At 43.0% G+C, this 11,750-nt stretch carries 8 protein-coding genes; 2 read left to right on the top strand and 6 right to left on the bottom strand.

The genetic code is table 11. The annotated features are described in order from the left end of the window. Positions 1-241: 241 nt before the first annotated feature. The 3 genes from CIB36_RS11955 to CIB36_RS11945 form a co-directional block, all read right to left on the bottom strand. Positions 242-2,068, bottom strand: coding sequence for a sensor histidine kinase (locus tag CIB36_RS11955; protein WP_158662688.1), 1,827 nt, complete (start codon positions 2,066-2,068; stop codon positions 242-244). Next, positions 2,065-3,627: a response regulator transcription factor gene (locus CIB36_RS11950; protein ID WP_093989758.1), complete on the bottom strand. Its 1,563-nt coding sequence runs from the start codon at positions 3,625-3,627 to the stop codon at positions 2,065-2,067. Before CIB36_RS11950 ends, CIB36_RS11955 begins: the two co-directional genes overlap by 4 nt. A 119-nt stretch (positions 3,628-3,746) precedes the next feature. After that, a complete protein-coding gene (locus CIB36_RS11945; RefSeq protein ID WP_093989757.1) occupies positions 3,747-4,589 on the bottom strand; it encodes a helix-turn-helix domain-containing protein in 843 nt (280 codons plus the stop codon). A gap of 198 nt (positions 4,590-4,787) precedes the next feature. Here CIB36_RS11945 and CIB36_RS11940 point away from each other — a divergent pair, with 198 nt between their 5' ends. Then, a complete protein-coding gene (locus CIB36_RS11940) occupies positions 4,788-7,058 on the top strand; it encodes a pyruvate formate lyase family protein (RefSeq protein WP_158662687.1) in 2,271 nt (756 codons plus the stop codon). 6 nt (positions 7,059-7,064) lie between these two features. Continuing rightward, the gene (locus tag CIB36_RS11935; protein ID WP_093989755.1) at positions 7,065-7,961 is read left to right on the top strand and encodes a glycyl-radical enzyme activating protein; all 897 of its coding nucleotides are present in this window, start codon (positions 7,065-7,067) and stop codon (positions 7,959-7,961) included. 108 nt (positions 7,962-8,069) lie between these two features. Here the strand turns inward: CIB36_RS11935 and CIB36_RS11930 are convergent, their stop codons facing one another. The 3 genes from CIB36_RS11930 to CIB36_RS11920 all read right to left on the bottom strand — a co-directional run bounded on the left by CIB36_RS11930 (position 8,070) and on the right by CIB36_RS11920 (position 11,708). Then, positions 8,070-9,056 carry an alcohol dehydrogenase catalytic domain-containing protein gene (locus tag CIB36_RS11930; protein WP_158662686.1) on the bottom strand — a complete coding sequence of 329 codons (987 nt, stop codon included), beginning with the start codon at positions 9,054-9,056 and terminating at the stop codon, positions 8,070-8,072. Positions 9,057-9,246: 190 nt separating this feature from the next. Continuing rightward, positions 9,247-10,755 carry an ABC transporter substrate-binding protein gene (locus CIB36_RS11925; RefSeq protein WP_158662685.1) on the bottom strand — a complete coding sequence of 503 codons (1,509 nt, stop codon included), beginning with the start codon at positions 10,753-10,755 and terminating at the stop codon, positions 9,247-9,249. Positions 10,756-10,802: 47 nt separating this feature from the next. Next, positions 10,803-11,708, bottom strand: coding sequence for a carbohydrate ABC transporter permease (locus CIB36_RS11920; RefSeq protein WP_093989752.1), 906 nt, complete (start codon positions 11,706-11,708; stop codon positions 10,803-10,805). Positions 11,709-11,750: the final 42 nt, after the last annotated feature.

Raw genomic sequence — 11,750 nt, 5'->3', positions numbered from 1 at the left:
AGCAACTGCTCTTCCTGTTTGGGGGTTTAAGCTATCTGACAAACTTACTATACAGAAGTACTATTAGTTTCCTGTCAATATCTTTTTTAAATGACTTGAAAAAATAATCATATTATAGCAAAAGCAGTACCGGCTCACGAACACAAGTTTTTAGGCAAAAAGGAGAAGCAAAAGTTTCAATAAACCTTTGCTTCTCCTTTTTGATTCCTGATATTTCAGAGAAAACTGCTTGGCGTTCCTTTTACTCGTCCAGCTTTATTTGTTGTTCAGACCGATAAGGCTGAAACGGGATCCGAATCTTTACGGTTGTACCCTTTCCAACACTGCTTTGATAACTTAATCCATATTGCTCCCCATAGGTAAGCTTTAAACGAAGATCAATATTTTTTATCCCATAGCCAGTCACTTTCAAAGATTTCATATTCATAATATCTTTTATCTGCTGGCTGCTCATCCCGGTTCCTTCATCCTGAATTGATAAAATAATGTCCTGCTCTACCTGTTTGGCAGAAATATAAATCGGGTATTCTTCCCCACTCAATGTTTCTTCCATACCGTGAAGAATCGAATTTTCTACCAGTGGCTGTAAAATAATGTTGATACAGGAACATTGCAGAAGTTCTTCAGGAACATCTATATATAATTGGATCGCACCGTCAAAATGATAATTCTGAATATTGACGTATGCCCGGACATGGTTGAGTTCCTTTTCAAGGGATACAATCTCCATTCCCTTGTTTAAGCTGATTCGATAAAATTGGGATAAGCTTTTTGCGATTTCAGAGATTTCGGGTACATTGTGATCAATTGCTTCCCAGTTGATAAGTTCCAGCGTGTTATACAAAAAATGCGGATTGATCTGTGCACGCAAGGCCTGTAATTGGGCTGTTTTTACTGCTTTCCCTGATCTGTATTTCTCCTCCATCAACAATTTTAATTGCTGCGTCATATAGGAAAAGCTATGAAACAGATCCCCGATCTCATCCGATTCCTTGATTTTTAAATCAATATCCAATTCCCCATTTTGTACTTCGTGCATCATCTCTGTCAGGTAGGACAGCCGGTTGGTATAGTATTTCGAAATTGCGCTCGACACAATAAATATCGCGATGACTGCCGCAAAAGACAGAACAAGTATAATAGATTCTAACTGTTTACTTTGTTGTATGATTTCCCGCTGGGGGATCAAGGCGACCAAAGACCAATCGGCAGAATCAAGCTGTGCCTGGTTCATATAATAGCTCTGTTTCTGTACTGTAACTTCACTCCAGGAATCGCTCGACGCTGGCCAAGGCAGTTCCCCGGCCTGTTTCAGTTTTCGCAGCAAATCATTATTTTCATCAGAACAACTGATGATCTCTCCCGCACTGTTTACTAAATATACAATCCCTGATTTAGTTATTTCAGATTTTTCCAGAACACTTTTGATTTTGGAGGTCTGTATCCCGATCTGCTGTACGCCGATCGGTTCAATGGTACCGTCTGTAGTAAGGATGACCCTAAGCAGTGAAACGATTTCTACTTCATAATTCAGTCCCGGCATTTTTATCATTTCTGGAGCAGTGAAAAAACTGCCACCTCCGTTGTTTAGAAAAATTTCGTAATCCTTACGGTTTTCCAATACTGACATCTTTTCAAAATGGCGCATGTTTTCAGAATATGTCAGTTGATCCGGTACAAACAACCTCGCCATATAAATCGTTTCTACCAATTCTGCTGTCCGGCACACACTATCAAGCCGTAAAAAATCCCTGTACTGTTCCCCATATGACTGAAATTTCCCCAAATCATTCTGGCTCAACAACTGCTGTACATCGTTATTATAGTAGATCTGGTCCGATACATAAATCATCGTATCCAGATAATTCTGTATAAATGAATTCGCTTGTTCAAAAGACTGATCTGCGGAAAACAAGATTTTTTCCTGATAATAGTTATTTACCAGACGGCTTAACAGGATCATAATGATCATTAAAATTGTAATCACCGCAATAGAAAAAGAAATCGTCAATTTTGTGCGCATGGAATATTGGCGAATAGTCTTTTTAAGTTGTGCAATCAATCTCACAATCCTTTTCTCTCCCTATATTCTGAAGGTGTAACTCCTAGATTCTTTTTAAATATTTTCGTAAAATAGTTGGCGTCTTCATATCCTACTGCCAAGGCCACCTCATAGGTTTTCATGCGTGGATCTAAAAGCAGCTTTTTCGATTCCTCTATCCGCACCGTTGTCAGATATTCGCCGATCGTGTTCCCGGTTTTCCGTTTGAAAAGCGACGACAGGTAGGTCGGTGTAATATATAATTCCGCAGCGATCTGTTTGACAGAAATATCCCGCTGTTGGTAATGCTCATTGATAAATTTTTTTACCTTCATGATCATGAAGCTGTTGCTTCGGTCTTTCTTTGCCAAAGTGAAAAGTTCCCGGATCTGAGAGATCAGGTATGCTTCAATTTCTGTAATAGTATCTAGGTTTTCAATGGTTTGGATCGACGTTTGATATTTTTCTGTCCGTTTTTCTTCACTTTCCAAAAACAGCCTTCCAAACTCTGAAATGATCGCCTTTCCCAATTCAAAATAAAGGCTCAACACATAGGCTGATGATTCTACATGCATATCATAAAAGGCCTGTGTCAAATTCTGGATCTCATGTTCAGCAGCTTCTTCATCTCCCCGGATCAAAAAATTTTTTAATCTGCCTACATAATCCTGTTCCAGAACGACTGGTTTTTCTTCCCTTTCTTGAAAAAATTCCACATTGGAATATCCCTTATAAAAAATAGCCTTTTCCGCCGTCTGTGCATGATGATAGGAGAGGCTTATCTGCTCAGGTGCATCTACCAGTTCGCCCCATGACAAAAATGTTTTTGATTCGTCACATGGTTTTTGGCAAATTTCTGTCAACTGTTCAACGATCCTACTTTCGTCAGAAATCAAAGAGCGCTCCCCGCATAACAAAAGAACCATATGGCGATTATCAGTAAACTCGCTGTGAACAAATCCCCCTGCTCGAAAAAATTGCTCCAGTTCCAATGACTGCAAAAACGTCTTTTTCATCTGAACGGTACGAAGCACAGGCGCGCAAAAACGCACCACACAGATCCTAAACTGTTTATATTCCTGCGGCAGAAGTTCATAGATGTCAATTAGTTCACTTCCCTTTTGATGGTTGAGCAGTGATAAAAAAGTTTCTCGTTTCAAAAATTCTTGATTCTGAAGCAGCCTTTCGCTGTTTTGGATCGATTTCCGGTCCTCTAAAATCACTTTTACCGTTTTCTTTAAAGCATTTTCCAGCTCTTGCAGATCGATCGGTTTTTCTACATAGCTGATCGATCCCAGTTCAATCGCTGCTTTTAAATATTCCTTATCCGCATATCCGCTGATGATAATAATCTTACAGCTTGGATATTTCTGGCTTAGAATAGAACTCATCTCAAGTCCGTTCATTTTCCGCATGCGAATATCCGAAATCAAAATATCTGGCTGGTATTCCTCGCAAAGCGCAAGGGCCTCCTGCGCACTTTGTGCTGTTTGTACCATATCGATCCCAAGTTTCTCCCAATCAACGTGCTTTAGCAGCCCGTTTCTGGTTTTAGCTTCATCATCCACAAGCAATAATTGTATCACGTTTTGTTCCCCTTTCCTAAAAGGCTCTTCAAATTAAAGCATCCTTTCCTGCAAATATTATATTTCAAACTGATTTCAAGCAATGAAAGTCCTGTCAAAAGTAAAATCATTTCTCTGCTTTACTGGTAAATCAATTTCATGCTGTTTCGATAAGTTCTTGGCGACACCCCAGTGTACTGCAAAAATATACGATTAAAATAGGAAACACTTTCATACCCCGAACACATAGAAACTTCTAAGATAGAAAGATCGGTATTAAGCAGCAACTCCTGGGAATATTGGATCCGATAATAATTGATTAGTTCACTTGGCGTTTGATGATAGTACCTGCGTGTTTGCCGGGTCACATGTTCCTGAGAATGCCCGCAAAGATAAATAAAGCTTTTTAAACCGCCTTGCAGGATATCCGGCCGGCGCAGTGCGCCGATTGCCTGCTGAAGCCAAAGCGGAGCGTCCTTAGACAGCCGCCCTTCCGTCAGCATGTTATCAAGCAAGATCAATTGCAGCAGGCTTTTGAGCAGTTCTTTCTGCCGCAGTTTATGCTGTTCTGATCTTTCTGCACTTCCCGTCAGCAAATTCAGATACTCTTCTGTTGCAGCCAACTGTGAAGGCGACAATTTCCCAGTAAAGTACGGAAACATTTTTGCTTCATCAATCCCTTTTTCCTTTAAAAGTTCCTGAAAGAAAGCAGCTGAAAACGAAATATTAACAAACGCCGCCCGTTCTGCCGACATCTTTTGAAAGCAATGACTGTCCGTATCTTTGACCACCGAAAAGTCACCACGCTGCATACAGGTTTCGTCCTCGTTATTTATATGTAAAACGCAACCCTGTTTTACAATAAACAACTCAAAAAAATCATGGGTGTGAAGCTGCGTTTTTTTGTCGTTGTCCAACACAGTTTCAATGATCCCAGCACCGCAAGGCTGCTTGGGAACATCTTCAAAACGAAGCTGTTTCATGATAGATATGCTCCCTCCGTATCATCGGAAAAATTTTAGTATCCATATCAATATACTGTAAGTTTTATCAAAATGCAAGTAGAAAAAGACAACGGTTCCTGTTATAGTTTTATTGAAATATGTTTACTGCTTTTTATTTTTAGAAAGATCAAAAATCAGAGTAAATGTCGATCATTTCAGATGATTTGGAGGAAATTTATGAAAAGACTTCAAGAAACTGTTTGCCCCTTTTCCATCGAGGAAGAACTGGATTTTTCCGAAAAATTCACCCGCACATATCAGGAAAACCATAGTCAAGATATTTCTACATGTGAGGCCGCCTGTTTGGCCGTGCAGTTTCCCGCCTGTATGTGTCCTCCCCAAGACGGGGATATGTTCGTGGGGCGATATTATTCCCCGCTGGTGCAGTTTTCCCCCCAACCCGGGTTTATGGATATGGGGTACTGCATGGATCATGATAAGTGGGACCGATGGCAGAAAAGCGGACAGCTAAACAGACAGCAGGAGGAAACCTGCCGACGGCTTTCCGAATTTTGGCAGGAAAACGGAACAAAGTATTTTATCTCCAGCCATTATCCGCCCAATGTCCTTCAGTGGCTTCCCTATGAAAATTACTTTCAGGACCGCGCTGTCGCCCATCCGCTTTACCGGATGAGCGGGACGCATTTGGATTACCTCAAGCTGCTTACCTTGGGAGTTGACGGCCTGCATCAGCAGATTCGAAAAAAACAACAGTACGCAGCCTTAGAAGAAAATAATTTTTATCAGGCGCTTCATAGCGTGCTGGATACGTTCAGCCGCATCTGCGAATCCTATGTGGATGAGATTGAACGCCTGTTGTCCCAAACGGATCTTAACAGCAACTGGCGAGAGGAACTGCTGGAAACAAAGCGCAGCCTGCTTCAAATAGCTCACGCTCCGGCGCTCCATTTTCGGGACGCCCTCCAAATGCTCTATCTTTGGTGGATCTATTCCGGTTCCCTTAATTTGGGAAGGATGGACACCTATCTTTCTGAATTTTATGTCAATGATCTTTCCAGCGGTTTTTTAACGCAGGAACGTGCTTTAGAGCTGATGTGCGGTTTCTGGCAGATGATCGAATTGAAAAACCGGGTATATGACAGCCGGATCGTTCTGGGCGGGAAAGGCCGAAAAAACGAAACAAACTGCGACCAATTTTGCTTATTAGCAATTGACACCATCCGAAAAATGCGCACCACCGCGCCGCAGGTTGCCTTGCGGTTTTATCATGGCATGGACGAAACGGTTTATGACGCGGCTTTCACTGCCATCGGAGAAGGCTGTACCTTTCCGATGTTATATAACGATGACGTTAATATCCCGGCCGTATCCCATGCGTTCGGCGTATCGGAGGAAATCGCCGAGCATTATTGCCCTTACGGGTGCGGTGAATATGTTCTGGAGCATCAATCTATTGGGACCCCCAGCGGGATCATCAATCTGGCAAAAGCATTAGAAGTAACGCTGTACCACGGAAAGGATCTGGAAACTGAGGAAGTGCTGGGTCTGGATCTGGGCGGACTGGAGACATATCAAACCTTTGAAGAACTGCTGTCCGCATATCAACGGCAGGTGGAGCATTTTGTAACGGTTTTGGCCAAAATGGAGGAATTGGAATACATATACAGCGGCCGGCACTGTGCTTTCCTTTGCTTTTCCATGCTGTTTGACGATTGTATCTCCAGAGGCAGACCACTGTTAGACGGAGGCGTTCGCTATTTAGGCGGAACCCTCGAATCCTATGGGAACGTCAATACGGCGGACAGCTTGACTGCGATCAAGCTGGCGGTCTACGACAAAAAAATCATTTCTTCGGAGAATCTCCTACAGGCTTTAAGGGATAATTTTTCTTCTAATCCCAATCTCCGCCGGATTTTAACGAATCTTCCCAAATACGGAAACGAGGATGAAACTGCCGATTCTATGCTGGTCACGGTACATGACCACATCTGTGATACAATCAAAGAAAGTGTAAAAAACACGATCATGCACAGTTATTTGGCGGTGATTATCAACAACGACGCTAACACCGTATTGGGACACCTAACCGCGGCAACACCAGACGGAAGGGGATCTGGGGCGCCGTTAGCAAACGCCAACAATCCCCAGGGAGGCGCCGACCGTTCGGGACTTACGGCAATGCTTCATTCTATCGTAAAACCCTCGATTCAAAACCATGCCGGAAGCGTGCAAAATTTAAAGCTGAATAAAGAGATGTTTTCTGAAAATATGATTGCAAAAACCAAAGCCCTGTTATCTGTTTATTTCCAAAACGGCGGTTCCCAAATAATGATCACCGTCGTGAGCCGTGACGAGATGGAGGACGCGGTGATCCATCCGGAAAGGCATCAGGATCTGATCGTCCGGGTAGGCGGGTTCAGCGCCAAATTTATAGAGCTTGGAAAGGATGTCCAGCAGGAATTACTGTCCCGGACATTGCATGGGTAAACAAAAATGGAACAGGGAATCATTTTTGACATTCAGCGGTTTTGTATCCATGACGGACCCGGGATCCGCACCACAGTCTTTTTAAAGGGCTGTCCCTTATCCTGTGCATGGTGCCATAATCCTGAATCCAAACAACAAAATGTCCAGCTTTCTTATCGGGAAAATCACTGTGTGCTCTGCGGGGAATGCGAAAGCATTTGCCCCCAGCGGGTACATCATCTCGTCAACAATGAGCATCTGGTGAATTTTTCCCTCTGCACAGGCTGCGGGAAATGCATAGAAAGCTGTCCGGTTTCTGCACTTTCATTGATCGGAAAAACGGTAACTACGGATGATATCATGGACATTGTTTTGAAGGATGCTGATTATTATCGGGCATCCGTCGGCGGGATTACGCTTTCGGGCGGAGAGCCGCTGTTTCAGCCGCATTTTGCGCTGGCACTTTTAAAACAGGCAAAAAGGGGGCGGTTAAATACCTGTATTGAAACAAGCGGATTTTGCAGAGAAGCGGATCTGCGCAGCGTTTCAGAATTTACAGATCTATTCTTATTTGACTTTAAGCTTTCGGATGAAAAACTGCATCGACAGTATGTTGGGGGAGAATTATCCAAGATTTTAAAAAACCTGTCCCTGTTAAATAAACTAAAAAAGCCAGTTATCCTGCGCTGTCCGGTTATCCCGGGGATCAACGATACCCAGTCCCATTTTCAGGCGATCGCCGATTTGTCTGTACTGGAATGCGTGCAGGCGGTCGAGATCATGCCCTACCATACAATGGGCGCCGCAAAATCCCTGAATATAGGGAGGGAATATCTGCTAAATGTCCCACCTGCCGATCCGGAAACAGTAAAACTTTGGAAATCCGAACTATTAAAAATGCGTTGTCAAAAGCTTATGGAGTAGCTCTACGGTCAATCTGATTGGCCGTAGAGCTTTTATTTCCTTCTTGTTATGCACACAGACATAGCACAAACCAGAGGGAGGAAATCAATCCACCCTCTGGCAGTTAAATTATAAAATATACGGTTCGCCATCTTCTTTTGTCATGTCAATGATGGCTTTCATATATTTTCCGTATTTTTCTTCCTGTTCTGCCTGTGCCTGATCGAATTTTTTCATTGGGAAAATCTTTACCGGAAGATTGGTATAGTTCCAATCCCCTCGTTCCAACAATTCAACTGCATTGTATGCCCCTTCTACAGACAGCCACATTTCTCTGGGATGCGTATTCAGCATTTCGATCGCTTTTACGCCAAGCTGCTGAACATCTACCGTTCTGGTTCCGCCTGTATGGTAAGCCGCCACACACAACTGTCCGCATTCTGCGGTTAGGTTTACTGCCAAATCCAATGATTCGCTGGTTTCTCCCCATTCCATGACCACTTTGAAGCCTTTGAAATCACTGTCGATGAATTTTTCTTTCGCTTCATCCACTAAGTAAACTTCATCTGCACCATACTTTTTCGCGTCATTTAAAGATTCCTGCCGGATATCGATCGCCACTACATAAGCTCCGCGTAATTTCAAAAGCCCAATTGCGCCGCAGCCCATGTAACCGCAGCCTACTACCGCCACATGGGTCCCCGGCATCTGGACCTTTGCTTTGCTGACTGCACTCATCATGCAGGACAATGGCTCCAGAATCAAATCCTCGTCACGAAGTCCGTCCGGCAATTTGATCACAGTATCTACTTTTGGATCTGCAACGGAATATTGTACCATCCCGCCAGAACCCGGAAGCGTACCGCCCCACATCCCGCTGACTCGATCGCCCGGTTTAAAGCCTTTTACATTTTTCCCAACTTTTTCAATAATCCCTAGTGGTTCATGACCAAAAGTCTGCCCTGCTTTTGCTACTTTCCAGTCGTCATGTTCTGACCGGCAGACACCTACATATTTTGTTTTGATCAATACCTGATCATCATTCGGCTGCAATACGTCTATTTCTTTTAATTCATTCTGCATTGGTCCTACTGCTACGATCTGTTTCTGTTTCATCTTTAGTTTCTCCTTTCTGTATCGCATTTCTTTTCTATAAGGCAATCAAAAGCCTATTTCAAGGCTATGCCATAGTAATAAATCGAATTTTTCAGGATATTTTTTCTTCCCTCTTTGATAACCGAATCCATGCAGCCTGGTACAGCCGCATGGATTCGGTTTTTGGGCAAGTTTTCACTTAATATATGATTTATTTGTTTTTCAGGTATTCATCCAGTTGTCTCTGGAATTCTTCGATCACTTTATCCACGCCTGCTGCTTCCATCTTCTGCTGGTATTCTTTTAAGCCTTCTACCGGATCAGTATAACCCAGTTCCAAAGGCCACCAGTACTGCTGATGAACGTTGATGCAAGCCGCGTATTCAGTTTCTACCTTAGAAGTATCAATGTTGAATGCACGGAATTTCTGGCATCCCTGATCTTCCTTGATGTGTTCATCATAGGAAGCTTCCATTTCTGGAATATCTGCCGGGGAGCCAAACACACGCAGGAATAAGCCTGGTGTACGAGCGGTCCACAATGGGTTTTCTTCATATTCTTCCAGGTTGAGTTTTTCTACCTGACCGTCAACGATCTGATAAGATTTTCCTTCGATCCCGTAGTTCCATGTACGGAAAGCCTCTTCGTCACTGGTGATCAGATCATACCAAGCAAGCGCTCTTTCCGGATTTTCGGAAGTGTTGGAGATAACGAAAGCATCCTGCATAAAAGAAGAGTAGGAAACGTCGCTTACAAAGTTAGCAAATTTAAAGCCCCAATCCGGGTGCTGGATGTGCGCACCTTCGTAGGTTCCCATGTTTTTGATCCGGCTTGCAGCCTTGCCGTTTTCCACTTCCGTGGTATCGGTGTTGGAAAGCGCAGATTTAGAGAAGTATCCAGCTTCGTTCCAACGGTTTACCAGTTCGAGGAATTCCGGTGTTTCTTCATAATCATAGTAGGTAAAGATTTTCGGATTGGATTCTGTCGGGTCAAGCCACAAGAAATCGCCCAACGCTCCTTTTACCGGATATAAACCTCTTTCCTGCATGAACAGTTCGTCAATTTCAGCACCTTCCTGAACAATAGAAAGCGGCTGCATTTCGGGAGCTTCTTTCTTCACATAAGAAAGGTAGGTTTCGTAATCTTCCAGATTTTCCATCTTTCCGTCCCAATCGGTACCTTCCAGAATATCAGTCCGGTAGATCGGTCCGTATGCGGAATAGGTTTTGTACAAGCTTGGGATGCCATAGTAGTGGCCGTCAACAGTCGCTTGTTCTTTTGCTGTTTCAGACTGCTGTGCAAAGTTTTTCGGTGCATAGGTTGGCCAAAGCTCGTCCAAATTCATGAAAGCGCCCTTCTGTGCCAAAGAGTAGAAGTTCAGCCAAGATGCAGCATAAGCCATATCGAATTTTTCCCCGGAGGAGAACAGCAACGGGTACTTGTTTCTGTATTCAGCCCAGCTTAAATAGTTTGTTTTCACCGTACAATTCAGCTTTTCTTTAAACAGCTTATTGTAGTTTTCTTCCACTTCGTCCTGTTTCGCTGGTCTGTCCCCGATCACATAAATAGACAGCTCAACTTCTTTGGAAGTGTCTAATTCTCCGGTTTTAGCACCGCTTGTCCCGCTGTTATCATCTTTGGAGCCGCAGCTAGTAACAACGCTTGCTGCCATTGTCAAAGCACATAACAGCGCCGCAATTTTAGCGAACCTTTTTTTCATGAAAAATTCCTCCATTTTCCATTATTTTATTTTTTATTACAGATCGGTTATCCTTTTACAGAACCAATCGTAATTCCTTTGACAAAATACTTTTGTACGAATGGGTAAAGCAAAATAATCGGCCCGGTAGCTACTACCGCCATTGCCAGCTTTAAGGCGTTGGTTGGCAGGTTTTCCACACTCATCCCAGCTTGGCTTGCAATCTGTGCCATCGCCTCCTGTTTTTGCAGCATGTTATACAGCATGTACTGCAACGGATATTTTTCTTCGGAATTGATGTACAGCATTGCATTGTACCAGTCGTTCCAATATCCCAAAGTCAGAAACAGCCCTATCGTGGCAAGCCCCGATTTTAACAGCGGCAGAATGATCTGAAGAAAAATCCTGAATTCTCCCGCTCCGTCAATTTTAGCAGATTCAATCAGCGCAGGTGGAATTGAAGTAACAAAACTGCGCATGATCAGCAGATAGAATACATTCATCATCAGCGGCAGAATCAGCGCCAGTAAGTTATCCTTTAAATGGAGGTACTGGATGTAGAAAATATAAGTACACACCATCCCACCATTAAATAACGTTGTGAAGTAAAAATAAAAGGAGATCACATTCCGGTATTTAAAGTCTTTCCGGCTGATAACATACGCCGTCATAGTCAAAAAGAACAATCCCAATATTGTACCCACAACAGCGACAAAGATAGACACGCCATATGCCCGGAAGATCTGTTCAGGATTCTGAAAAACAACTTCGTATGCTTCTAAAGTAAAATCCTTTGGCAAGATACTATAGCCTTCAAACCTGATCACCTGCTCCGATGTAAAGGAACCGGATATCAGCATGATAAATGGCAGCAGACAGGCAAGAGAAAGCGCGATCAAAAGTAGATAAGAAATAATATTAAAAACAATCCTTGATTTGGTAAGCTTTATCTTATTGCTATTTATTGTAGCCATATTTGACACAACAACCCCTCCGTTTTATGTTTTATTTTCAAA

It is taken from the genome of Massiliimalia timonensis (genome assembly GCF_900186585.1).
Classification (GTDB): Bacteria; Bacillota; Clostridia; order Oscillospirales; family Ruminococcaceae; genus Massiliimalia; species Massiliimalia timonensis.
This window is presented reverse-complemented; position numbering and strand designations above follow the sequence as displayed.

Excerpts from the sequence above, each read along its gene's own strand:
- CIB36_RS11945 (WP_093989757.1), bottom strand. The coding sequence starts at position 4,589 with ATGAAACAGCTTCGTTTTGAAGATGTTCCCAAGCAGCCTTGCGGTGCT.
- CIB36_RS11940 (WP_158662687.1), top strand. The coding sequence starts at position 4,788 with ATGAAAAGACTTCAAGAAACTGTTTGCCCCTTTTCCATCGAGGAAGAA.
- CIB36_RS11935 (WP_093989755.1), top strand. The coding sequence starts at position 7,065 with ATGGAACAGGGAATCATTTTTGACATTCAGCGGTTTTGTATCCATGAC.
- CIB36_RS11930 (WP_158662686.1), bottom strand. The coding sequence starts at position 9,056 with ATGAAACAGAAACAGATCGTAGCAGTAGGACCAATGCAGAATGAATTA.
- CIB36_RS11925 (WP_158662685.1), bottom strand. The coding sequence starts at position 10,755 with ATGAAAAAAAGGTTCGCTAAAATTGCGGCGCTGTTATGTGCTTTGACA.
- CIB36_RS11920 (WP_093989752.1), bottom strand. The coding sequence starts at position 11,708 with ATGGCTACAATAAATAGCAATAAGATAAAGCTTACCAAATCAAGGATT.